Here is a 22,787-nt window from a genome sequence, read left to right on the forward strand (position 1 = left end):
TCAGCCGGAGATGTGGAAGTGCCGTTTCACGGCACTGCGATCGAACCAGTCGCTGATTCGGGTGTCCTCGGCATCGTGCAGGAGATCGAGCTTCCGCACTTGAAAGCCGTTGCTGGTGGCCAGCTCGATCAGGGCATCATCCGTGCCACAGGACTGAACGGCCTGGCGCAGTCGCGGGCTGCGCTCCACCGCATGCAGAAAGTCCTTCAGGGCTTCGCGACTCACCAGCCCAGCTCGGCCTGCTGCTCCACATAGGTGGCAACAGCAATGATGTCGTCCTCGCTCAACTCGCCGGCGTAGGCCGGCATCGCGTTCTTGCCGTCTTCGATGGAGTGTTCGATCGCTTCCAGCGGATCCTGTTGGTAGGCCTCGAGATGGGAATTGAGATCGCGCATCTTGAGGGTGCGACTGGCGCGGATCACATTGCCCCCGCCCATGTGACAGGCGGCGCAGTTACTGGAGAAGATCTGCTCACCGCGTTCGAGGTCTGTGCTGATCGCGAAGGCCGGCCCCTGGGGGGCCATCACGACGATCAGAGCGAGCAGCAAGGTGAGCAGGCCTGCGATGCGAGCCATTCAATCTCAATGGTTCACCCCAAACTATCCAGCGGAGGGATCAAATGAAAGAACCCCGAACCCCTCCGTTCTGGAGAGATTCGGGGTTTTCGAGCTGGTTTGGTGTCAGCGAGGTGTGATCGCTGAATCGATCACTCGACGATCACCTTGCCGACCATGCCGGCTCCGCGGTGGGGCTCGCAGTAGTAGTCGAAGGTGCCGGCCTCGCTGAAGGTCTCTTCCCAGGATTCACCGGGTGCGAAAGCCAGGTCGGAGTGGCTGTACTCGTCGTGGCCATCGAAGACGGCGTTGTGAGGAGCCAGCTTGTTGTTGATGAACTTGACGGTGTCACCGGCCTTGATGGTCACGGTGGCGGGCTCAAAGGCGAGCATGCCGGCATCGGTACCCAGCTTGACCTCGACGGTGGAGGCCTGGGCGCTGCCGACGTTCAGGCCGATCAGCATCAGGAGGGCACAGCAAGCAGCTGCGAAGGTGCGAATGACAGACCGCATTGGCTGAAGAAACGATGGTCAGACTTTACGCGTGGCTCTCGGTTTGCCGCGGTTTGGGAGGCCTGAATCGCTAAGAACTGTTTCCAGGGTGGCGGCATGACTGGTCCCGCCGAAGCGCTCGGGTGCGCTCACGGGGTCGTGAATGAAGTGGCGCTGACGAATGCTGAAGCGATCCCAGGCATTCACTTCGATCGGCAGCACACGGATGAGCGTTTCGATCAGCCATGGCCAGAGCGGAATGCCCGGCGTCCGGCCCACCCCACGCCAGCGGCACATCGTGGCCACCGCAGCGTCCACGGAGATGGCCCGCTGCCCCATCACGATCCGGCGCAGAGCGCCCTGTCCGGGCTCACGGTTCGCTTCATGGGCGCGTGTGGCGAACTGGCCGCAGATCCGGGCAATGTCCTCGGCATGGATGAAGTGGAAGCTGGCGTCAGCCCGCAGCCATCGGGCCAGCCAGAGCCAGCGGCTGGCCTCCGCCAGCCCTTCGGTGAGGTAACTGGTGGGGAAGGGGCTGGTGCCATCCACCCGACCACCGAAGACCAGGGTGGGAAAGACGGCGATGATCCGTGACGCCAGGGGGTGCTGCTCCAGGTCCTCGAGACAGCGGGCTTTGGTCTGGATGTACTCGGTGCCGTAGGCAAGAGCTTCAGGCAGCGGTCGCAGATGGCGATCGAGGATGCTGGCGGTGGAGAAGTAGATGACCTGCTCAATCACCGTCGGGTCGAGCAGCTGCAGCATCCGCTTCACCGCCACGACATTCACTTGTTCGGCCCGCTCCGGATCGCCCCAGGCGGTGGCGGTGTGAATCACTCGGTTCACCGTCGACAACTCCGCCGCGAAGCGATCGGTCTCGCGCAGATCTCCCACCAGCAGCCGGATCCTTGGATGATCGGCCGCAACCGCGGTGAGCTTGGAGGGATCCCTCAGCCAGAGGAGCAGCTCCGCGTCGGAGTGCTCCAGAAGCCAGCGCGAGACGTATTGGCCAACGCAGCCGCTGGCTCCGGTGACCAGGATCCGGGTCAAGCGGCTGCCCCGATGCGCTCCATCACGGATTTGCCGGCCTCGAAGAAGGCACGGCCGTTCTCCTCAGGCGTCCCCGGCAGGATGCCGTGGCCAAGGTTGAGGATGTGGCGGCGACCGCGGGCCTTGCTCACGCAGTCATCGATGCGGGCCTGGATCGCCTCCGGTGTCCCGAACAGCAGGCCGGGATCGACGTTGCCCTGAACGCCGATGTGCTCCGGCAGACGCGCAAGGGCTTCACCCATGTCCACCGTCCAGTCGAGGGAAATGATGTCCACACCGGTGGTGGCCATCCGCTCGATCACGCCGGCACTGCCGGAGATGTAGAGGATGAACGGTGTATCGGGGTGGGTCTGCTTGACCAGATCCACAACTTTCTTCTGATACGGCGCGGCGAACGTGTCGTAATCGGCGGGGCTGAGCTGACCGGCCCAGGAGTCGAACATCTGAACCACCTGGGCGCCGGAATCGATCTGGTAGCGGAGATAGCTGGCGATCGACTCGGCGAAGTGGTCCAGCAGTCTGTGGAGCAGCGCGGGTTCCTGGAACGCCATCGCCTTGATCACGGCGTAGTTCTTGCTGCTCTTGCCTTCCACCACGTAGGCGGCCAGGGTCCAGGGGGCGCCCACGAAGCCGAGCACGGCAGCCCGGTTGCCGACGCTCTCCCGCAGCCGACCGAGTACCTGGCCCACGAAGGGCATGCTCTCGCCGGGGATCAGGGGCTTCAGGGCCTCCACCTGGGACAGGTTGCGGATCGGGTCATTGATCTGCGGCCCCTTGCTCTCCACGATGTCGAAGTCGATCCCCATGCCCGGCAGCGGCGTGAGGATGTCGGAGAACAGAATCACTCCATCGGGCTGGAAGGCCTCGAACGGCTGCATGGAGATCTCGTAGGAGAGATCGGGGTTCTCCGAGCGTTCCCGGAAGCTGGGATGACGGTCGCGAAGGTCCCGGTAGACCTTCATGTAGCGGCCTGCCTGACGCATCATCCAGACCGGAGGACGCTCCACTGATTCACCGCGCGCGGCACGCAGCAGCAGGGGCAGGGAGTCACTCATCCGGGTCTGGGGATCAAGCCGGCAACCTACCTGAGCTGGTGCGTCAACTTCACATGGCGTTGTTCTTCTCAGCGAGCAGGCTGCGTTTGGGGTCATGGCGGAAGACCATGACGCTCAGCGGCGGCAGGCAGAGATCCAGAGCATTCTCATAGCTGTGGATGTTGCATGCCTCGGTGAATTTGCCGCCCATGTTCCCGAGATTGCTGCCTCCGTAACGCGCCGCATCACTGTTGAAGATCTCTTCGTAGAAGCCATCCACCGGCACACCGACGCGGTAGTTGGAGTGACTCGACGGCGTGAAGTTCGCCACCACCACCAACCAGCTTCCGCCCGTGCTTTCGCGACGCATGAAACTGATCACGGAGTGGCGATTGTCGTTGCAGTCGATCCACTGGAATCCGTACTGGTCGAAGTCGTCTCTCCAGAGAGAAGGTTCTGATTTGTAGAGAACATTCAGATCGTCGACGAGACGCTGGATGCCCTGGTGGGCGTCGTAGTTGAGCAGGTCCCACTGCAGATCCCCCCAGACATTCCATTCAGCGCGCTGCCCGAATTCCATCCCCATGAAGATGGTTTTCTTGCCTGGGTGCGTCCACATGTACGCGAGAAGAGCTCTGGTGTTGGCATATTTCTGCCAGTCATCTCCAGGCATCTTGTGCAGGAGATGGCTCTTTCCATGCACCACTTCATCATGGCTGAGCGCCAGCATGAAGTTCTCCGTGTAGGTGTACCAGATGGAGAAGGTGATGTTGTTCTGGTGGAACTGGCGGAACCAGGGATCCAGCTCGAAGTAATCGAGCATGTCGTGCATCCAGCCCATGTTCCACTTCAGGTTGAATCCCAGCCCGCCGATGTCGGTGGGTTGCGTCACCATCGGCCAGGTGGTGGATTCCTCGGCGATGGAGAGTGCCCCGGGGAAATGCTGGAACAGGACATGGTTGGCCTGTTGCAGGAAGCGCACGGCTTCGGTGTTCTCACGGCCGCCATGTTCGTTGGCAAGCCATTCACCGTCTGGACGCAGATAGTCGCGATAGAGCATCGAGGCGACCGCGTCGACGCGGATGCCGTCGATATGGAACTGCTCGAACCAGAACACCAGGTTGGCAACCAGGAAGTTGCGCACCTCGTTGCGGCTGTAGTTGAAGATCAGCGTTCCCCATTCCTTGTGTTCGCCGATGCGCGGATCGCCGTGTTCATAGAGATGGGTGCCATCGAAGAAAGCCAGTCCATGGCTGTCCTTGGGGAAATGCCCCGGTACCCAGTCGATGATCACGCCGATGCCTTCCGCGTGACAGCGATCCACGAAGGCCCGGAACTCGTCCGGGGTGCCGTAGCGGCTGGTGGGCGCATACCAGCCGGTCACCTGGTAACCCCAGGAACCATCGAAGGGATGCTCGGTGATCGGCATCAGTTCGATATGGGTGAAACCGCGGGCCTTGACGTACGGAATCAGGCGATCGGCCAGTTCGGCGTAGGTGAGCAGGCGTGCGCCTGGCTTCATGTCGGCGGCAGGCACCGGAGCGCGCGGTGTGCCGTCCGGCTGGATCCAGGGCTCGTCGGCTGAAGCGTGGATCCAGCTGCCGAGATGCATCTCGTAGACGGAGATCGGCTGGTCCAGGGCATTGCTGCTGTCGCGCTGGCGCATCCATTCGCCATCCGCCCAGCTGTAGCCGCTCAGGTGGGCCACAACGGAACTGTTCTCCGGGCGGACCTGGTGCTGGAAGCCGTAGGGATCGGCCTTCTGGTAGCAGTGCCCCTCCTGCGTCCGGATCTCGTATTTGTAGAGGGAGCCCTCGGGCAGCCCGGGGATGAACAGTTCCCAGATGCCGCCGAGGCGTTGCTGCATGGGATGGTGACGCCCGTCCCAGGAATTGAGATCCCCGAGGATCGACACGCTCATGGCGTGAGGAGCCCAGAGGCAGAACATCACGCCGCTGACGCCATCCCGTTCGGTGACATGAGCACCCATCCGTTCCCAGATGTGGTGATGGTTGCCCTGGGCAAAGAGATGGCGGTCCATCTCACCCATCCATTCACCCCGGAAGGCCCAGGGGTCGTGCTGTTCATGGGTGATGCCGCCGCGAAGCACCCGAACCCGGTAGTCGCTGCCGGGGTTCTCGCTCAGCTTGGCCTCGAACACCCAGGGGTGATGGGGCGACTGCATCGGAAGCTGCTGATCGCCCAGCAGCAGGGTCACGGTCTCGGCTTCCGGCATCCAGACCCGGACGATCCAGTCACCCTCCAGGGGTTGGGGGCCGAGCACCGCGAAGGGATGATCGTGGCGGCAGTTCGCCAGTCGTTCGCCGTCCTGAACCATCCAGTCGAGGACTGCCGCGCCACCCATGAGAGACCTGAGAAGTGGGCGCGATGTTAAGCGGATTTCATCAGCAGGGATCGCGGTCGGATCAGACGAACTCCTCGGAGATGTCGACGTTGATGATCCGTCCACTGCCGTCAAAGATGACGAACAGATTGGACGTTGTGTTCATGAACTCGACCGCCACGAGCACGAGCTGCTGCTCTCCACCCTGATTGGCGATCACCGCGTCCTTCACCTGGCGGAATCCGCCGGACACCTTCTGGAGTTTGGTCCACTTGCGCTCCAGGTCACCCGGTGCCAGCTCGCTCTGCATGTCGAGCGAGAGCTTCGAGCGGGCAACGACCCAGCGACCGGCTGCCAGGTCCTTCACGAAATCCAGAGCCGTCGCTTCGAGACCCTCGATCTGGCCTGCCCATTTCCAGGCCAGCAGTTTGCCGTCGTCATCCAGCATCAGCAGGATGGGCTTTTCACCGTCAGCCGTGCTCACAACGGCATCCACCGTGGTGGTGCGGTAACCGGGGGTCACCCCGATCACCTTGGTCGAGAGGATCGCCTTGCGACTGTCCAGTCGCTTCTGGATGGTCGCCACGTCGATGCTGCTGCGGACGCTCTCGGCCAAATTGCTGTGAATCACGGCAGCCTGACGCTCTTTCAGGGCCTGGAGAAGCAGTTCTGTTGCGGCCGTCGACTGAGCAGGCGTCAACTCCGTCTTGTTGGTCTGCTGGGCGGCAACGGGAGCAGCGGCGACGATCGTGGCCAGCAGGCCGGCTAGCAGGTTCACATCGTTGATATCAGTCGGTGATCACTCTGCCGGAGTCGAACGGAATCAGCGACAGGTGTGAGCCGGCAAGCTCGAGTGTCATGGTCACGACCCGATGTCGGCTGCCGGGGGGGCCACTGGCGACCTCGGGTGTTCCCGGATTGACCCCCACGGCTGGCCAGGCTGCGCCGGCGATCGAGAGCCGCAGTCGGTCGCCGGGATGCAGGGTCGCCAGCAGCGGTTGCAGCGGAATCCGGCGCTGTGAGCAGAGCAGGGCCGGTTCGCCGGTCACTCTCAGCACTCCGGTGCTGAGCTGTTGCACCTGGGAGCTCCCCCGGGGAATCCTGGACAGGGCGACACAGAGATCAAACCCGGGTTGATCCGCAGAAGCATCCAGGGTCAGAACCGGTTGCCCCTGCAGCTGAACAGGCTGCCCGACCTCGCCGCCGGTGAAGGTGGCCACATCCGCGCGTTGATCGATCGCACTGCGCTCGGCCGGACCTGGATCCGGACTCAGGTGCCCTCCGATGGCCGGCACGGGCCGCCACGGGTCATGAACGATGGTCACGGTGCCCTGTCCGGGTTCCTGTGCTTTCAGAGTGCCGCTCTCCGGATCGATGCTGGTCAGTCCATCTCCCTGCAACCGCCAGGAATGCTGCGTGGCACAGAGGGACTCCTGCCATTCGTGACGGGTCAGATCCCAGAACCGTGGCGAGGCCGCTGATGTCGGGGTGTCGGTTGAGAGCTTGAGGTGGCGATCGAAGAAGTGCAGCATCAGCCTCTGAGACTGAGGCCACCACTGCAGGTGACTGGCGGGACCGATGTGCAGCTCGGGATCGCCGCCAGCAGCCGTGCTGCGCTGCCAGAGGTCGAGGATTCCCAGAAGATGCGGGTCCCACCAGCCCCCCAGCAGCAGCATCGGTCGCTGCAGCCAAGTCAGCGGGGCGGTGTGAACCGTCCAGGCGTCGGGAGTGAGCGGATCCTGCTGGAACCAGCGGCAGGCCATCCCGTCCGGATCGTGACGTTCGAGCAGGGTGCGGCCCTCCCGCAGATAGCTGCCCTGCTCAAGGCTGCGTCGGAGTGTCAGCCACGCCTCTTCATCGCCCTTCCGGCGTGCCTGAAGGGCGGCCAGCTGCAGGCCCCAACCCAGTCCGAGATGCCACCAGTGGGCGCCACCCTCGCTGCACCAGTGCTGCCGTTCATCCAGACCGGCCATGGCGGGCGCCAGGCACTCCGGCGGCGGCGCATCGTCTGGTGCCAGCAGCTGGGTCACTCCCTGATACGAGAAGCCGTAGCAGCCGAGGAGCCCGTTGCACTCGGGCAGCGCGCGCACCCAGGCGTGGGTTTCGGCCGTGTCTGAGGCCTCCTGCCCGAATCCTCCGAAACGTCCCTCGGAATCCCCCTGGCCGCGCACGTCCTGAACGACCACCAGATAGCCCTGCTCCGCCCACCAGCGGGGGTGGGCGTAGGTCACGGTCGAGGCGATCGCTCGTCCGTAGGGCTGGCGCATCAACAGTGCTGGCCAGGGTCCCCCATGGCGGGGGTACCAGAGGTGTGAGCGCAGTCGCACCCCGTCGCTGAGCGTCAGCTCGGCCTCACGTTCGGCGACTGGGATCAGCTCAGCGCCCTCAGCGGACATCCGGACAGGTCATCCCCACGACATAGGTGATCAGCACTTCGGCATCTGTCGTGGAGAGGTTTCTCTGGCTCGCGATCAGCCGGGTGGTTTCACTGGAGTAGGCGGATTGGCCGTTACCGTTCAGCCTGCGGAAGGAACTGCAGAGGGCACTGGCTTCTGAGGGGTTGCGCTTGACGCTGTTGAGCAGTTCCGATTCGGCGGCAACGGGAGAAACTCCCACCACGGCCAGGACGATCCAGCGCATCAAACCGCTCATCAGCAGGTTCGTGTTTGATCCTTCATACGCAGTGGATCGATGGGCCGGGTGAGCGGAGCGGTCAGTTCCTGAGTTGCCTGGCCTGCTGAATCCACGCTTTTGCCATCGGGAGATCCACCGATCCCGGCCGGGCGATGCCAAGGCTGCGCTGCAGTCGACCGGTCTGTCGCACGAGCTGTTCCGGTGTGCAGTCAGCGAGTGCTCTGCGGCTGGCGATGCCGGCGTGCATCAGCAGGGCCGCATCCTGGGGCGCCAGATCCAGTTCGCAGACCAGGGTCGCGATGCCCCGCAGCCGGTTCAGGTTGCGGGGGGAGGAGCGGCCGCCGCGCACAAGCCGGCTCAGTTGCAGGTCATCGAGGTCACGCAGGGCTTCCCAGCAGCGGATTCCCGCTTTTTCCAGATCGATGCGCTCCTGCCGGAAGGACTGAGGCAGATCGTTCCATTCCCGTGGATGGCCTTGATCGCCGCCGCTCATCGGGGCGGGGCCTGACGGAAATCACGAACGATCTCTCCCAGGATCACCGGCCGGCTGCGTCCGTCCCCATCCGGTTGCAACGCCCGAAGCCGCACCTGGACCGTGCGGCTGCTGCGGCCTGCGCCGCGCAGGTTGCCCGCCAGCTGCTCGAGCGTCGGCGTCACTGCGGACATCGGCATCTCCGCTGGTGCCTGGGCGACCACCAGGGCTTCACCGTTGTCGAACACAATCGGCACCCGCACGGCTCCTTCGATGCGGACCGGTGGGGAGTAGCTCACCGCGAAGGCCCAGCAGCTCACCGACAGCAGCAGCGTGAAGCTGCTCACGCCCACCAGGCGAAAGCGCAGTCCCCAGCCGGCAACGAAGGCCACCACCGTCAGCAGCCCCAGCGCCAGGCCTGACCAGCCCAGCCAGGGCGCTGCGGTGAGCAAGAGCTGATCGAGGGCCATGGGATCTGGTCTACCGCAGGGGACCTCCTTATATTGCGCGGGCTTCGGGGGACGACGTCGCGGTCGATGGGTGAAACGCGGCGGATCCCATGGTCAGGACGACGACTCTCCGCTGGTCTGTTGATCACCGGAGGTGTGGTGGCGGGCTGCTGGGGCCTCGATCGGGCTGCTGCGGATCTGGTGGCCCGGCTAACCCCGTCACTGGAAACCTCGATCAGTCGCCCGCTCGGGCACCCGATCGAACTTGGTGAGTACCGCGGGCTGCTGCCCTGGGGAGTGGCCATCGGTCGTTCGCGGATTCTCCCTGCGGAGCAGGACCGCTCCCAGGTGTCCGTCAGCGGCCTCACCATCCGCTTCGACCCGATCGCCAGCCTGCGTCACTGGAAGCCTGTGCTCAGGCTGCACCTGCAGGGGGCGGTGGCACGCCTGTCGCGCAATGCGGCAGGTGATTACTGGATTCTGGGTCGCGGTCTGCCCGGATCGCAACCGCCCCGTCTCGACCTGCGTTACAGCCTCGGTCCAGCGGCAAGGATCGAACTGGCTCCATCGGGGCAGACGCTGCTCGTGGGCGGTCGCTTCTCCCAGAACCTCGATGCGCGGACGTTCAGCACGGCGTTACGACTGGGCTGGAGCGATCAGAAGGGCGGCCTGCGGCTCGAAGGGCGTGGCCGCTGGGATCGTTCCCGGCTCGATCTGCATGGCCGGATGGACGGGTTGGCGCTGGACCGGCTGGCGGCGTTGGTGTCCCCCCGGGACAATCTCCGCATCAGCGGTCTTCTGGATGGCGATCTGCGCCTCCAATGGCGTCAGGGGCGTCCGGCGTGTCGCGGCAGCCTGCGGTTGCGTGAGCTGGAGGTGCGCAGCGTATCCCTCCCCGATCCCCTCACCACCCCCCAGTTGGCACTGGGCTGCAGGGATCGCACCGTGTCCATCGCGCGGAGTCGCATCAGCTCCGGGGACTGGACCCTGGATGCCGTCGGAGATGTGATCCTGCAGCGCTCCCTGGATCTGCGTCTGCGGGCGCAGCGGAAGGGGCACGACGATGACCTCGACATTCGGATGGATGGTCCCTGGGCCGCCCCGCGCTGGCGCTTGGCGGGGCAGCTGGACCTCCCCGAGCAGGTGGATCTCGAGGGGCCTCTTCAGATCAAGGCGCAGCTGCGCATGCCCTGGACGGATCCTGCCGCTCCACGGGTCGAGGTGGAGGACCTGCAGCTGCAGGCGCCCGGTGCTCGGTTGCGGCTGGCGGGTTCCGCTTACCCCAGGCTGGATCTGACCAGTCGAGAGCTGGCGCTGACTCCCGAGCTCTGGAAGGACAATCCTTCGCTGGTGAAGACGCTCGGGCCCGAGAGTGCTGTCAACGGTGGATTCCGGCTCTCAGGCACCCTGCAGAAGCCAGAGCTCGCCGTCGATCTGCGGATGCGGGCCGGTGCCTCCAGGCTCCATCTCGTGGGCGATGCCTACCCCCGTCTGAACCTGATCAGCCAGGACCTGAGCCTGGCTCCGCCGCTGTGGAGCGCTGTCCCGGCGTTGCGGACGTCCCTCGGGCAAACCGGGACGATCTCGGGGAAGCTGATGGCGACGGGTCCACTGGCTGCCCCTGCTTTCTCGCTGGAGCTGCAGCAAGGCGGCAATCCGTTCCTGGAGCGCTGGAATCTGAAGGCGGGCTGGTCCGCGGCCTCGTCGCTGCTGGTGCTCGACCGCTTCAACAGCCCGCTGCTTGATGGTTCCGGCCAACTGCCCCTCGCGCTGGGGGCCAACGGGCTGGAGACCGGCGCGCTTCAGGCCGGTCTGAACCTGAAGCCTCTGGTTCTGGATCGGTTCAGCGACCTGGCCGGTGTGTCCCTGGGGGGGACGATCGCAGCCAGGGGGCGGCTTCAGGGGCCGCTGGACACGCTGCGGCCTGATCTGGCGCTGGAACTGACGAACCCGCGGGTCGGTGCTCTGCAGCTGGCGGAGCGCTGGAAGGGGCGGATGCAAGGCGCCCAGGGCCAGGACCTGACCCTGGCCCTGGAGTCCCGTGCTCATTCCGGCAGCCTGCGCGCCACCCTCGGCTCCGATGGCTGGCCCCGACGCGTGCAGGTGCAACGGGAGGACGGTGCCCTTGAGCTCCAGGCTCAGGGCGGAGAGCGTCGCTACCGCTGGAATGCCGAGGGGTTCCCCCTCGATGGTCTGCAGGTGATCCTGGCGGCCCAGTCCCGGTCCGAGGGCCTCTCCGGCCGCCTAGACGGCAGTGGGGAACTGAGGGTCAGTCCGTTTCTCCTCAGCGGCAGCCTCAGCCTCGATCAGCCCACGGCCTTCGGCGTCAACTTCGCTGCTGCCAACTTGAGCGGACGTCTGGCGGAGGGGGCATTCCAGCTTCAGGGTGACCTGCAGCCTCCGGAAGGTCAGGTCGGCTTCACCGCAACCGGACGACTGGGTGGAGCCCTCAGCAGCAGGGCCGACGCGGAGGGACTGAGCGTGCCGTGGCTCGTCAATCTGGCCCGTCAGCTCCGCAACAAGGACCCCCTCGATGAGCTTGAGCGCGGCCGGGCCGAGGATCTCGGTCGCCTGGTGATCAACACCTTCGGCGGCAGTCTGGACGGTCAGCTGAAGGCACTGGCCCTGTCGCGGCAGGCGCTGCTGGACTACGAGCGGGATCATCCGCAGCAGGGCATCGATCCCTCTGACCTGCGTGGGCGTGTGGATGGCACCGCCATCCTCAACGGCCCGGATCTGGCCGGCCTGAACCTGGATCTCCAGGCCCGTGGTCACCTCTGGCTCGACGGCGCGGATCGGGATCTGGCCTTGCAGCTGGAGCCGTTCGTGGCATCAATCCAGGGGCCCCTGCGTGCAGGAGAAGGACGCTTTCAGCTGCTGCATCTGCCCTTTTCACTGCTGGCCCTGTTCGGTCCACTGCCCTCGACGCTGCGGGGTGCACTGGGTGTTTCGGGCCGTTATCGCCTGGATGCGCGCGGCGGTCCGCTCATCGATGCCGAGCTGGCACTGGAACAGGCTGCGCTCGGGGACAGTGCGTTGCGGTTGGAGCGCCGCAGCATCGTTCTCAACGGCGACGCGCTCAACCTGGATCTGGCCTTGCGCGCCAGCAAGGCCGGGGAGTCGATCACGATCGTGGGTGCGGTGCCGCTGCAGGCCTCTTCGCCGCTCGATGTGCAGATTGAGAGCCATGGGGATGCCCTGAATTTCTTGACCGCCCTGTCCGGCGACTCCGTGGAGTTGAAGCGTGGCGCCATGGATCTGCGGCTGATGCTGCGCGGAACCCTTGAGCAGCCCCAGGCCAACGGCTTCCTGGTGATGGACAACCTGGATCTGAGGATCCGCGATCAGCAGCTGCGTCGCCTGCGGGCTTCGGTCCTGTTTGATTTCAACCGGCTCGAGATTCAGTCCCTGGAGGCGCAGCTGGCCTCGGGAGGTGAGCTGCGCGGCAGTGGTTCGATCGGTCTGTTCGACCCGGTGGACGAACCGGATCCGCTCACGCTGGAACTCGTCAAGGCACGCATCGAGCAGGAGGCTCTGCAGGTGGTGGCCGACGCCAAGGTGACGCTCAGCGGTGTGATCAGCCGACCGGTGATCAGCGGTGAGATCAGCCTGGATCAGGGAGGGATCCGTCCCCGTGGAGGTCTGCTGTCGCGGCTGCGCCCGGGAAGGGCTCTCCCATCCACGCTTTCACCGGGAATTCAGGATGCCAGCAGTGTTGTGGCGCCTGTTCAGCTCAACACGCTGATGCAGGAGAAGTGGGATTTCCAGGAGCCGCTTGTGCTGTTCGGCCCCGGCGTGCCCGTGGCGGCCCCGGATCAACTCAACGCTCTGCTGCCGAATCTGCCGGCGATTCAGTTCCGCAATCTGCGGCTGCGTCTGGGACCGAATCTGTCCGTGGACATGCCTCCCCTGGTGAGCTTCCGCGGCGGCGGACAGCTGCTGCTGAACGGTCCACTCGATCCCTCCCTGAAGGTGCGTGGCCTGATCCGCCTCAACAGCGGGCGCATCAGCCTCTTCTCCTCCACCTTCCGGCTGGACCACCGTGCCCCGAACGTCGCGGTGTTCACGCCGGCCCTGGGACTGGTTCCCTTCGTTGACATCGCCATGAAGTCGCGCATCTCTGATTCGGTTGGTCTGAGCACCATCGGGAGTTCTGAGTCGGGCAGCATCTTTGAGGAATCTCAGCTCGGGGCCCTGGATGCCGTCAGCAGTGTCAGCGGAGGCAATTTCCAGCTGATACGGGTCACGGTCGAGGCCATCGGACCGGCGAATCGCCTCAGGGAAAATCTTGTCCTGCGCAGTTCGCCACGCCTGTCTCAGTCTCAGCTGCTGGCGCTGATCGGCGGCAACTCCCTGACCATGCTCTCCGGTGGGGGCGCCAGTGCTGCCCTGGCCACCGTGCTCGGCCAGTCCCTGCTGTCTCCGGTGCTGGGCACCCTCACCGACGCCATGGGACAGCGGTTGCAGGTGGCGCTCTACCCCACGTACGTCACGCCGGAGGTGAAAACGGAGGACGACCGCACCTCCGGTCGTGTTCCTCCCACCTTCGCGCTGATGACGGAGTTCGGCGTCGACATCACGGATCGCTTCGATGTCTCCGTGCTGGCGGCTCCCAACAACACCGATGTGCCACCGAAGGCCAGCGTCAGCTATCAGATCTCACCGAGCACCAGCATCTCCGGCGCGGTGGATGTCAACGGCACCTGGCAGAGCCAGTTGCAGGTGTTCTTCCGGTTCTGAACGATGACCAGCGACGCTTCCGGACACAGCAGTTCCCAGGTGATCGGCATCGATCTCGGTGGGACGGCGATCAAGTTGGCCCGCTTCAGTCGCAGCGGCGATCTGCTGGCGGAAGCCCAGTTGCCTACACCCCAGCCAGCGGTGCCGGGGGCCGTCACCATGGCCTTGTGCGAGGCGGTGGAGGAGCTCGATCCACAGCGGCTCGCCGCTGTGGTGGGCATCGGTCTGCCGGGGCCGATGGATGCCGCGGCCCGGGTGGCCCGGGTGTGCATCAATCTCCCCGGCTGGGAGGAGGTGCCGCTGGCGGACTGGCTGGAGCCGCGACTGGAGCGCCGGGTGACCCTTGCCAACGACGGCAATTGCGCCGTGGTGGGGGAGGCCTGGCGCGGTGCGGCACAAGGCTATGGGGATGTCGTTCTCCTCACGCTGGGGACGGGGGTTGGGGGCGGAGTTCTGCTCAATGGATCCCTGTTCACCGGTCACAACGGTGCGGCAGCCGAGCCGGGCTTGATCGGGGTGGATCCGGAGGGTCCCGCCTGCAACAGCGGCAACCGCGGATCCCTCGAGCAGTTCGCCAGCATCGGGGCCCTGCGACGGCTGAGTGAACGGGAGCCCCGCGAACTGGGTCGTGCGGCGGCGGCGGGGGATCCGGAAGCCCTCGCGGTCTGGGACCGCTACGGCTCCAGCCTCGGTGTCGGGATCACATCACTGGTGTACATGTTCACGCCTCAGCTGGTGCTCCTGGGGGGCGGTCTGGCCGGAGCCGCACCGCATTTCCTTCCCGCGCTGAGACGCGAGGTGGAATCCAGGGTTCAGGCCGTGTCCCGCGAGGGGCTGAGGATCGAGGCCTGTGCCCTCGGCAATGGTGCCGGACGCCTCGGTGCGGCACGACTCGCCCTGCAACGGCTGGGCGGGATGATGAGCGACAGCTGACTCTGATCCGCCATGACCACCGTCCCCGAGCCTTCTGCGGAGCTGCTGCAGCGGGCGGCTGCCGTGCGTCTGGCGGCCGTGGACCTGGGACAGACCGATGACGGCCAGCGGGCCGCGGCACTCCAGGCCATGGCGGATGCCCTGGACGATCGGGCCGCGGCGATCGTGGCGGCCAACCGCGAGGATCTGGAGCGCTCAGCCGCTGAGGGACTGGCGCCGGCCCTGATGGCGCGCCTCAAGCTTGATGCCACGAAGCTGGCCGGGGCGATCGAAGGAGTGCGCAAGGTGGCGGCCCTGGAGGACCCGCTCGGCCGCAGGCAGCTTCATCGCGAGTTGGATCAGGGGCTTGTGCTGGAGCGGATCACCGTTCCGCTGGGGGTGGTGGGCGTCATCTTCGAGGCCAGGCCGGATGCCGTCATGCAGATCGCCTCACTGGCGATCCGCTCGGGAAACGGTGCCATCCTCAAAGGCGGCAGCGAGGCGCGCTGCACCAACGAGGCCGTGATGGAGGCCCTGAAGCACGGGCTGAGCAGCAGTGACGTGTCGGCTGATGCCCTGACGCTGCTCACCACCCGCCAGGAGAGCCTGGCGCTGCTGCGCCTCGATGGGTTGGTGGATCTGATCATTCCGCGCGGCAGCAATGAGCTGGTCCGTTTCATCCAGGACAACACCCGGATTCCAGTGCTCGGCCATGCCGATGGCATCTGCCATCTTTACGTCGATGCAGCGGCCGATGTGGCCCAGGCACTGCGGGTGGCCATCGACAGCAAGACGCAGTACCCGGCCGCCTGCAACGCCATCGAGACCCTGCTGGTGCACGAGGCGATCGCGCCGGCGTTTCTGGCCGAAGCGGTCCCGGCCTTTCGGGATGCCGGTGTGACCCTGCGGGGAGATGCTGCCAGTCAGGCTCTCGGCGTGGAGGCGGCCGCCAGTGAGGAGGACTGGCGCACGGAATATCTCGATCTGGTGCTCGCGGTGCGGGTGGTTCCCGACATGGACTCCGCCATGGAGCACATCCGTCGCTTCGGCTCGCGCCACACCGAGGCGATCGTCACCGGTGATGCGGCGGTCGCCGACCGGTTCCTGGCGGCAGTGGACAGTTCCGGTGTGTATCACAACTGCTCCACGCGCTTCGCCGATGGTTTCCGTTACGGCTTCGGAGCCGAGGTGGGCATCAGCACCCAGACGCTTCCTCCGCGCGGCCCCGTCGGTCTTGAGGGTCTGGTGACCTATCGCTACCGCCTGCGGGGAGACGGTCACATCGCCGCGGACTTCTCCTCCGGTGCCCGCCAGTTCAGCCACAGCGACCTGCCCCTTTGACTGATCTCGATGCCCTTCACATCCGTGAGCTGAGGCTCTGGGCCCACGTTGGGGTGCTGGAGCACGAGCGTCGCGATGGGCAATGGTTCCGCCTCGACATCACGCTGTCTCTCGATCTGAGCCGCCCCGCAGCCGATGACGATCTCAGCGGCAGCGTGGATTACAACCGCACGATCGCTGCACTGCAGGAGCTGGCCGCAGGTCTGCGCTGCCTGACGATCGAGCACTTCAGTGAGCAGGTGCTGGATCGGCTGGAGAGCCTTCACGGCCCGCTGCCCGTCTGGCTGCGGCTCTGCAAGTGCGCTCCTCCCGTCTCCGGTTTCGATGGCTGGGTTGCCGTGGAGCGCGTCCGTCACGGGGCATCCCGACCGACGGCATGAGTGCGTCTCCGCCCCTGGTGCTGATGCATGGTCTCTGGGACACCCCGCGGTTGTTCCGGCGGTTGATTCAGGCCCTCGATCAACCGGAGCGGCCGCTGCTGGCCCCCCATCTTCCCCACGGTCTGGGTCATGTCCCGTTGCGCGTTCTGGCTGGCCGTCTGGACCGGCAGATCCGGGAACGGTTCGGGGATGACACGCCGATCGATCTGCTCGGTTTCTCGATGGGGGGCGTGATCAGTCGCATCTGGCTGCAGGAGCTCGCCGGCGCCCAGCGAACGCGCCGCTTCTTCAGTGTCGGCAGCCCCCAGAACGGCACCCTGGCCGCGATGGCGGTGCCGCGGCCGCTGCTGGCGGGTGCGGCAGACATGAAGATCGGCAGTGATCTGCTGCGGGACCTGAACCGTGATCCCCAGGCCCTGGCGGCGGTGTCCTGCCGCAGCTACACCTGCCGCTGGGATCTGATGGTGTGTCCCGGATGGTGGGCCGTGCTTCCGCAGGGGAGCCGTTGTGAACTGCCGGTCTGGACCCACCAGCAGATGATCTCCCATCCCGATGCCCTGCGCATCCTGCGGAGGGATCTGCGCCTGCCCTGAGGTTCAGGCGGCCTGGAGGCCGGAGTGACGGATCAGGGCGGCGGTGCTGGCGGAACGTCCCCGGAAGGCCTGGAACACCTCGGCAGGTGCACGGCTGCCACCGAGGCTCAGCACGGTGTCGCGGAAGCGGGCCCCAGTGGCCCGCACCTGCTGCTCCTGATCGAGACCGACCTCCTCGAAGGCGGCGAAGGCATCAGCGCTGAGCACCTCGGCCCACTTGTAGGAGTAGTACCCGGCGGCGTAGCCACCGGCGAAGATGTGGCCGAAGGCGCAGAGGAACTGATCCTCCGGAATCGGCGCGATCACGGTGGTGGTCTCGGCGATCGAACGGCGCAGCTCGTCGGGGCTTGTGCCCGAGGCTGGAGTCCAGCTGCTGTGCAGGCGCAGATCGGTTAGGGCGAAATGCACCTGGCGCAGGGTTGCGAGCCCGGCGTTGAACGTGCGGCTGAGCAGCAGTTTTCTGTATTCCTCTTCAGGCAGTGGTTCGCCGGTCTGCCAGTGCCGGGCCATGCCCATCAGGGTGGAGCGATCCAGGCACCAGTTCTCCATGAACTGGCTTGGCAGTTCAACGGCATCCCACTCGACATTGTTGATGCCCGCTGCCTCCGGCTCCTCCACGGTGGTGAGCATGTGCTGGAGTCCGTGGCCGAATTCGTGGAAGAGGGTCTCGACCTCCTCGAAACTCATCAGGCTTGGGGCCTCACCCACCGGGGGGGTCTGGTTGCAGATGAGGTAGGCCACCGGCAGCACCGGCTCGCCATCCGCTGACCGGCTGCGTCCGAGACACTCATCCATCCAGGCTCCACCGCGTTTGCTGGCGGGACGGCTGAAGGGGTCGAGATAGAAGGCCGCAACCGGCGCTCCGTCACGACCGTGCACGCGGAAATAGCGCACGTCCGGATGCCAGATGGGTGCGTCTCCATCGGCGGCCCGGATCTCCACATCGAACAGGCGGTTGCAGAGTCCGAACAGACCCTCGAGCACCTGAGGCAGGGGGAACCAGGGGCGAAGCGCCTCCTGGTCGAGATCGAAGCGTTCACGACGCAGCTGTTCGGACCAGTAGGGCACGTCCCAGGCGGCGAGCGTCTCCGCTTCGGCAGCTCCCTGGCGTGCTGCGCAGGCTTTCAGTTCCGCCAGCTCCCGTTCCGCTGCAGGGAAGGCTGCCGCGCGCAGCTCTTCGAGCAGCGCTTCCACGGCGTCGACATCGTCCGCCATCTTCGCGGCCAGGCTGACGTCGGCCCAGTGGCGATAGCCGAGGCGTTCAGCCTGTTCCGTCCGGAGGCTGAGGATCTCCTCGATCAGTGCACGGTTGTCGAGGTCTCCATCGCTGGCCCGGCTGACGTGGGCGCGATAGACGGTTTCGCGCAGGTCACGGTTCTCAGCGTGAGTCAGGAACGGCAGATAGCGGGGCATGTCGAGTCCCAGCAACCAGGGGCCGGAGGAGGCCGTGGCATCGGTTTCCCCAGCCTCTCTGGCCGCGGCCGCCAGGGCATCCAGGGCCCGTGGCGGTAAGCCGGCCACCTGCTCGGGATCCCTGAGCATCAGGGTCCATTGCTGGGTGGCATCCAGCACGTGATTGCTGAACTGGGTGGATAACGCTGCCAGGCGCTCACTGGACGTGTTGAAGGCGGACTGCACATCCGGCGCAAGGCCGACACCGCGGTGGCGCATCGAGAGCAGTTCCGCCGCGAGGATCCGTTGCCTTGTCTCGCTCAGGGGCTCCGCCGGTTGGTCGCGCAGCCGTTGCAGCGCCCGATGCAGCACCTGACTCTGGCCGAGTCGGTTGCCGAGACGAACGACTTCGGGCTGTTGAGCAGCGTGAGCTTCCCGCAGATCCTTGGAATTGCAGACCCCGTTGAGGTGGGACACAACGCCCCAGCTCCAGCGCAGCCGTTCGCCGATCCGTTGCATCGGGATCATCACGGCATCCCAGGGCAGGGGAGCATCGCTGTTCAGGGCTTGATCCAGCGACTGTTCCAGGGCGCTGAACTCGTCGTTGAGCGCTTTGAGCAGAGCCGGAACATCGCGGCTCACCATCTCAGGGTTGATGGCGCTGTACTGAGGAAGGCCTTCCCCGCGCAGCAGAGGAGAGAGTGTCGCGGTCATATCAGCCGAGGGGGAGACGGTTGATCAGGGCCATCAGGCTGAGACTGCTCAGCTGGTTGGCCAGAGCATCGGTGGAGGCTTCGTAGAGATCCATGGCCACCCGTGGCCAGATGCCGATCACGAGGGTGGGCACCAGCAGGCTGAGACCGATCACCAGCTCGCGGGGATGCATGTCCTCCACACTCGCCAGTGCCGGGATCCTCGGACCGAAGAAGACCCGCCGGCACATCGAGAGCAGGTAGATGGGCGTCAGCACGAGCCCGATGGCCGCCATCAGCACGGTGATGGCTCGGAACAGGGACGTGAAGTTCTCCTGGCTGGTGATGCCGAGGAACACGGTGATCTCGCTGATGAACCCGCTCATGCCTGGCAGGGCGAGCGACGCTAGCGAGCTGGCCAGAAAGAAGGCGAAGGTGATCGGCAGTGCCTTGGCAAGGCCTCCCATGTTGGGAATCGACAGCGTCTTGGTGCGTTCGTAGAAAACGCCGGTCACGAAGAACATCGCTGCGGCGATCAGACCGTGACTCACCATCTGGAGCATCGCTCCGCTGACGCCGAGAGCATTGACGGCCCCGATGCCGAGGAGAACGAAGCCCATGTGGCTCACCGAGCTGCAGGCGATCCGCCGTTTGACGTTGTCCTGAGCGAAGGCGTTCAGGGCTCCGTAAATGATGTTGACGATGCCGATGATCACCAGCGCGGGGGCGAGGGTGAGGTGGGCGTCCGGAAGCATCTGGACGTTGAACCGCAGCAGCGCGTAGCCACCCATCTTCAACAGCACTCCGGCCAGCAGCATCGACACCGGCGCATTCGCCTCGCCATGGGCATCGGGAAGCCAGGTGTGCAGAGGGAACATCGGCAGTTTCACGCCGAAACCCACCAGGAAGCCGAGGTAGCAGAGCAATCCGAAGCTGCCGCCGGGGGAGCGGGCCGCCAGCTCGGTGAGATTCAGGGTGAACTCGTCTCCGGAGAGGGCGAGGGCCAGGCCGCTGATCAGGATCAGCAGCGATGCAAGCGCTGTGTAGAGGATGAATTTCGTGGCCGCGTATTGCCGGTTCTGCCCTCCCCAGATGGCGATCAGGAGGTAAACCGGGACCAGCTCGAGTTCCCAGGCCAGGAAGAACAGCAGGAAATCCTGGGACAGAAAGACAATGCCCTGGGCTGATGCCTGCACCAGCAGCAGGGCGAAATACAGGCGCGATTTCTGCTCCACAGACCAGCTGGCCGCGACGGACAGCAGGGTGACGAGACCGCTGAGCACCACGAGGGGGGCGGACAGACCATCGGCCCCGAGGGACCATTCCAGGCCGATCACGGGCAACCAGTTGACCCGCTCCACCAGTTGAAGGCCGTCGATGGAGGGATCGAAACGGGTGGCGAAAACCACCAGCATCAGCAGCAGATCGACCAGAAGCACCGCCAGGGCCAGGTTTCGCGGCCATGGAGACGGTCGATCGTCATCCCCGGGAAGCAGGGGCATGAACAGGGCACCGGCGGCCGGTAACAGGACGATCAGGGAGAGCCAGGGAAACGTCGCTTCGGATGTGGCGGCTTGCGCTAGCCCAACGTCCATCCCGTGTCCGCAATCTTTAACAAACCTAACAGGGCTGGATCAGTGATTTGGGTACAACTACCCATCTTCTGCCGGCTGCCAGTGGCTGCCGGCGGTCTGGAGGTTCAGCACCGGAGCGCGGCTGGCCACGCCTGCCGCCTCCCAGGCTTTCACCATGGCCCGGCTGACGGCGTTGCCGCAGTCCTCGGAGCAGAGCGCCAGAACGCTGGGGCCGGCGCCGCTGATGGCGCACCCCCAGGCGCCCGCCTCGAGCGCCGCCGCCTTTACCTGGTCGCCACCCTTGATCAGCCGCCAGCGGTAGGGCTCGTGCAGCCGGTCGTGCATGCCATCGGCGATCAGATCGCCGTTGCCGGTGCGCAGTCCCTGCAGCAACAGGGTGAGTGCCCCCAGGTTCACGACGGCATCGCTGACGGGGATCGCTTTCGGCATGGCGCGACGCGCCTCGCTGGTGCTCAGACGGATCGAGGGGATCGCGACCACCGCTTTCACCGTGCTGATCCATTCGCAGCGCACCACCCGCCAACGCTGAGAGGCCGCCTTCGCGGTCATGCAGAGCCCCCCTAGCAGGGAAGGAACCACATTGTCCGGATGTCCCTCGATGTCGATGGCCAGCTCCAGCAGTTTCTCCTTGCTGAGCGGTTCACCCACCAGGGCATTTGCACCCATCAGCCCGGCCACGATCGCCGTGGCACTGCTTCCCAGCCCCCGCGCCGGCGGCACCGCGAGACGCACCCGGGCTTCCAGGGCGACCGGTTCCATGTCAGCGGCTTTCCAGACGCGCTGGGCGGCTCGGTACACGAGGTTGTCGGGCCCACCGCGCAGATGGCTGCCCTCCGTGCCCTCGATGATCAGCTCGAAGCGTTCCCCATTGCCCTCGATGCGTCGCATCGCGAAGCGGTTGTTCAGATCAAGGGCCGCGCCGAGGCAGTCGAAGCCCGGACCGAGGTTGGCGGTGGTCGCCGGGACGTCCACCACCACTTTCTGACCGATGCGCGGCTGCGCCATCCCAGCTGAACTGCTCAGGACAGTGTCCCACTCGACTCAGCGAGCATCCGGGCCCGGCAGGCAGAGCTGAACAATCCGGCATCCGGATCGACCACGGCGGTCACCTGCAGACCGTCGATGAACTCCCGGAAGCGGCCCTTGTCCCGCATCGCCTCGAGGAAGGTGGCTGACCGCAGACCCGCCAGCTGCTTCGCTGCGGTGCCGCCTCCCACCCAAAGGCCTCCGGTGCAGAGCTCCTGCAGAGCCAGGTCGCCGGCGGCGGCGCCATAGGCGGAGAGCCAAAGCTGCTCGGCATGGATCATCAGCGGATCCCCGGCGGCTGCCGCATGGCTGGCCTGCGCTGGAAGATCGCTGGCCATGTTGCGGCGCCAGGCCTCACCGATCGCTCGCAGCGGATGGTTGGCAGCCTCCGGTTTCTGCAGCAACCAGTGGGCGATATGTCCAAGGCCGGTGCCGCTGACGATCCGCTCCACCGACAGCCGATCCAGGTTGAGGTCCTGCTTGAGCCAGCAGGCGAGCTGCCATTCCTCCTCCGTGCGGGGAGCGAACTCGCGATGGCCGCCCTCACTGGCCAGAGCCATCAGCCCATGGCTCCCGTGCACCCCCCTGGCCATGCCGAGGCCTGTTCCCGCTCCGAGAATCGCCACCGGTCCGGCGTCGCGTGTGCCCTCCTGCAGCACCACCTGCTGCTCGGCATCGAAATGGGGCAGGCCGTAGATCAGAACGGCGAAATCGTTCACCAGTTCCAGCTGGTTCATGGCCGCGGCCTCGGCCAGGGCCCTCTCCTCCAGTTGCCAGGGGAGGTTGGTGATCCTGGCGCTGTGGTTGCGCACAGGCCCTGCCACGGCGATGCAGCCATGCGTGGGTGCTGCGATGCCCTCCGGCCGGTTGTTGAGGAAGGCCTGGAGCATCGGTTCCAGCGATGGCCATTCGCTGGATGCGAAACGGTGCTGACGCAGAACCTGGAGGCCTGAGCCATCGAGGCCGTACAGGGCAAGGAGGGTCTTCGTTCCCCCCATGTCCCCCGCCAGAAGAGTGGTGGCGGCCATGTGACGCTCCGACGCTGTCTGCTTCAGGCTGCTTCTGATGTCGTCTGCCGTAAAGGCCGGAGA

20 protein-coding genes are annotated in these 22,787 nt (G+C 65.5%); 5 read left to right on the forward strand and 15 right to left on the reverse strand.

The features are described 5' to 3' along the window. From KR49_RS00385 to KR49_RS00435, 11 genes are all read right to left on the reverse strand, one after another. Entirely contained in the window at positions 1-225 is a 225-nt protein-coding gene (locus KR49_RS00385; protein ID WP_043690561.1) for a Nif11-like leader peptide family natural product precursor, read from the reverse strand. Then, positions 222-575: a c-type cytochrome gene (locus KR49_RS00390; protein ID WP_043690564.1), complete on the reverse strand. Its 354-nt coding sequence runs from the start codon at positions 573-575 to the stop codon at positions 222-224. Before KR49_RS00390 ends, KR49_RS00385 begins: the two co-directional genes overlap by 4 nt. Positions 576-706: 131 nt before the next feature. Continuing rightward, the gene (gene petE / locus KR49_RS00395) at positions 707-1,066 is read right to left on the reverse strand and encodes a plastocyanin (protein ID WP_043690568.1); all 360 of its coding nucleotides are present in this window, start codon (positions 1,064-1,066) and stop codon (positions 707-709) included. A gap of 18 nt (positions 1,067-1,084) precedes the next feature. After that, complete coding sequence (locus KR49_RS00400; RefSeq protein ID WP_043690571.1) at positions 1,085-2,092, reverse strand: NAD(P)-dependent oxidoreductase; 1,008 nt, start codon at positions 2,090-2,092, stop codon at positions 1,085-1,087. Continuing rightward, entirely contained in the window at positions 2,089-3,147 is a 1,059-nt protein-coding gene (gene hemE, locus KR49_RS00405; protein ID WP_043690574.1) for a uroporphyrinogen decarboxylase, read from the reverse strand. Before hemE ends, KR49_RS00400 begins: the two co-directional genes overlap by 4 nt. 49 nt (positions 3,148-3,196) lie before the next feature. Further along, positions 3,197-5,491 carry a 1,4-alpha-glucan branching protein GlgB gene (gene glgB, locus KR49_RS00410; protein ID WP_043690575.1) on the reverse strand — a complete coding sequence of 765 codons (2,295 nt, stop codon included), beginning with the start codon at positions 5,489-5,491 and terminating at the stop codon, positions 3,197-3,199. A 61-nt stretch (positions 5,492-5,552) separates the two neighbouring features. After that, the gene (locus KR49_RS00415) at positions 5,553-6,248 is read right to left on the reverse strand and encodes a DUF3887 domain-containing protein (RefSeq protein ID WP_052378109.1); all 696 of its coding nucleotides are present in this window, start codon (positions 6,246-6,248) and stop codon (positions 5,553-5,555) included. Between the two features lie 10 nt (positions 6,249-6,258). After that, entirely contained in the window at positions 6,259-7,866 is a 1,608-nt protein-coding gene (locus KR49_RS00420) for a CocE/NonD family hydrolase (RefSeq protein ID WP_052378110.1), read from the reverse strand. After that, positions 7,856-8,110, reverse strand: a complete 255-nt coding sequence (locus KR49_RS00425) for a hypothetical protein (RefSeq protein ID WP_084188069.1) — start codon at positions 8,108-8,110, stop codon at positions 7,856-7,858. Before KR49_RS00425 ends, KR49_RS00420 begins: the two co-directional genes overlap by 11 nt. A gap of 73 nt (positions 8,111-8,183) precedes the next feature. Beyond that, positions 8,184-8,597 (reverse strand): DUF4332 domain-containing protein, encoded by a 414-nt coding sequence (locus KR49_RS00430; RefSeq protein ID WP_043690581.1) that lies wholly within the window; start codon positions 8,595-8,597, stop codon positions 8,184-8,186. Continuing rightward, positions 8,594-9,046 (reverse strand): Ycf51 family protein, encoded by a 453-nt coding sequence (locus tag KR49_RS00435; protein ID WP_043690584.1) that lies wholly within the window; start codon positions 9,044-9,046, stop codon positions 8,594-8,596. The genes KR49_RS00430 and KR49_RS00435 overlap by 4 nt, the downstream gene beginning before the upstream one ends. Positions 9,047-9,112: 66 nt before the next feature. Here KR49_RS00435 and KR49_RS00440 point away from each other — a divergent pair, with 66 nt between their 5' ends. Genes KR49_RS00440 through KR49_RS00460 form a run of 5 tightly spaced genes read left to right on the forward strand, consistent with a single transcriptional unit; the run spans position 9,113 to position 16,991 of the window. Next, positions 9,113-13,765, forward strand: coding sequence for a translocation/assembly module TamB domain-containing protein (locus KR49_RS00440; RefSeq protein WP_043690586.1), 4,653 nt, complete (start codon positions 9,113-9,115; stop codon positions 13,763-13,765). A 3-nt stretch (positions 13,766-13,768) separates the two neighbouring features. Further along, entirely contained in the window at positions 13,769-14,698 is a 930-nt protein-coding gene (locus KR49_RS00445) for an ROK family protein (protein ID WP_043690588.1), read from the forward strand. A gap of 12 nt (positions 14,699-14,710) precedes the next feature. Beyond that, entirely contained in the window at positions 14,711-16,018 is a 1,308-nt protein-coding gene (locus KR49_RS00450; protein ID WP_043690591.1) for a glutamate-5-semialdehyde dehydrogenase, read from the forward strand. Next, the gene (locus tag KR49_RS00455; protein WP_043690593.1) at positions 16,015-16,398 is read left to right on the forward strand and encodes a dihydroneopterin aldolase; all 384 of its coding nucleotides are present in this window, start codon (positions 16,015-16,017) and stop codon (positions 16,396-16,398) included. The genes KR49_RS00450 and KR49_RS00455 overlap by 4 nt, the downstream gene beginning before the upstream one ends. After that, positions 16,395-16,991, forward strand: a complete 597-nt coding sequence (locus KR49_RS00460; RefSeq protein WP_043690596.1) for a triacylglycerol lipase — start codon at positions 16,395-16,397, stop codon at positions 16,989-16,991. Before KR49_RS00455 ends, KR49_RS00460 begins: the two co-directional genes overlap by 4 nt. Before the next feature lie 3 nt (positions 16,992-16,994). Here the strand turns inward: KR49_RS00460 and KR49_RS00465 are convergent, their stop codons facing one another. The 4 genes from KR49_RS00465 to KR49_RS00480 are packed head-to-tail and all read right to left on the reverse strand — an operon-like array spanning position 16,995 to position 22,724. Then, the gene (locus KR49_RS00465) at positions 16,995-19,097 is read right to left on the reverse strand and encodes a M3 family metallopeptidase (RefSeq protein WP_043690598.1); all 2,103 of its coding nucleotides are present in this window, start codon (positions 19,095-19,097) and stop codon (positions 16,995-16,997) included. A 1-nt stretch (position 19,098) separates the two neighbouring features. Next, positions 19,099-20,670, reverse strand: coding sequence for an NAD(P)H-quinone oxidoreductase subunit 4 (locus KR49_RS00470; RefSeq protein ID WP_043690601.1), 1,572 nt, complete (start codon positions 20,668-20,670; stop codon positions 19,099-19,101). Positions 20,671-20,727: 57 nt separating this feature from the next. Next, on the reverse strand, positions 20,728-21,675 hold the full coding sequence (gene thrB, locus KR49_RS00475; RefSeq protein ID WP_043690604.1) for a homoserine kinase: 948 nt from the start codon (positions 21,673-21,675) through the stop codon (positions 20,728-20,730). A 14-nt stretch (positions 21,676-21,689) separates the two neighbouring features. Continuing rightward, positions 21,690-22,724, reverse strand: a complete 1,035-nt coding sequence (locus tag KR49_RS00480; RefSeq protein WP_043690607.1) for an ROK family protein — start codon at positions 22,722-22,724, stop codon at positions 21,690-21,692. Positions 22,725-22,787: the final 63 nt, after the last annotated feature.

The sequence above is a fragment of the Synechococcus sp. KORDI-49 genome (assembly GCF_000737575.1).
Classification (GTDB): Bacteria; Cyanobacteriota; Cyanobacteriia; order PCC-6307; family Cyanobiaceae; genus Parasynechococcus.

What these genes read in the sequence shown, in the direction of transcription:
- KR49_RS00460 (WP_043690596.1), top strand. Translation starts at nt 16,395, where the DNA reads ATGAGTGCGTCTCCGCCCCTGGTGCTGATGCATGGTCTCTGGGACACC.
- KR49_RS00430 (WP_043690581.1), bottom strand. Translation starts at nt 8,597, where the DNA reads ATGAGCGGCGGCGATCAAGGCCATCCACGGGAATGGAACGATCTGCCT.
- KR49_RS00470 (WP_043690601.1), bottom strand. Translation starts at nt 20,670, where the DNA reads ATGGACGTTGGGCTAGCGCAAGCCGCCACATCCGAAGCGACGTTTCCC.
- KR49_RS00420 (WP_052378110.1), bottom strand. Translation starts at nt 7,866, where the DNA reads ATGTCCGCTGAGGGCGCTGAGCTGATCCCAGTCGCCGAACGTGAGGCC.
- thrB (WP_043690604.1), bottom strand. Translation starts at nt 21,675, where the DNA reads ATGGCGCAGCCGCGCATCGGTCAGAAAGTGGTGGTGGACGTCCCGGCG.
- KR49_RS00425 (WP_084188069.1), bottom strand. Translation starts at nt 8,110, where the DNA reads ATGCGCTGGATCGTCCTGGCCGTGGTGGGAGTTTCTCCCGTTGCCGCC.
- KR49_RS00450 (WP_043690591.1), top strand. Translation starts at nt 14,711, where the DNA reads ATGACCACCGTCCCCGAGCCTTCTGCGGAGCTGCTGCAGCGGGCGGCT.
- petE (WP_043690568.1), bottom strand. Translation starts at nt 1,066, where the DNA reads ATGCGGTCTGTCATTCGCACCTTCGCAGCTGCTTGCTGTGCCCTCCTG.
- KR49_RS00435 (WP_043690584.1), bottom strand. Translation starts at nt 9,046, where the DNA reads ATGGCCCTCGATCAGCTCTTGCTCACCGCAGCGCCCTGGCTGGGCTGG.
- KR49_RS00445 (WP_043690588.1), top strand. Translation starts at nt 13,769, where the DNA reads ATGACCAGCGACGCTTCCGGACACAGCAGTTCCCAGGTGATCGGCATC.
- KR49_RS00465 (WP_043690598.1), bottom strand. Translation starts at nt 19,097, where the DNA reads ATGACCGCGACACTCTCTCCTCTGCTGCGCGGGGAAGGCCTTCCTCAG.
- glgB (WP_043690575.1), bottom strand. Translation starts at nt 5,491, where the DNA reads ATGGGTGGCGCGGCAGTCCTCGACTGGATGGTTCAGGACGGCGAACGA.
- hemE (WP_043690574.1), bottom strand. Translation starts at nt 3,147, where the DNA reads ATGAGTGACTCCCTGCCCCTGCTGCTGCGTGCCGCGCGCGGTGAATCA.
- KR49_RS00480 (WP_043690607.1), bottom strand. Translation starts at nt 22,724, where the DNA reads ATGGCCGCCACCACTCTTCTGGCGGGGGACATGGGGGGAACGAAGACC.
- KR49_RS00440 (WP_043690586.1), top strand. Translation starts at nt 9,113, where the DNA reads ATGGGTGAAACGCGGCGGATCCCATGGTCAGGACGACGACTCTCCGCT.
- KR49_RS00390 (WP_043690564.1), bottom strand. Translation starts at nt 575, where the DNA reads ATGGCTCGCATCGCAGGCCTGCTCACCTTGCTGCTCGCTCTGATCGTC.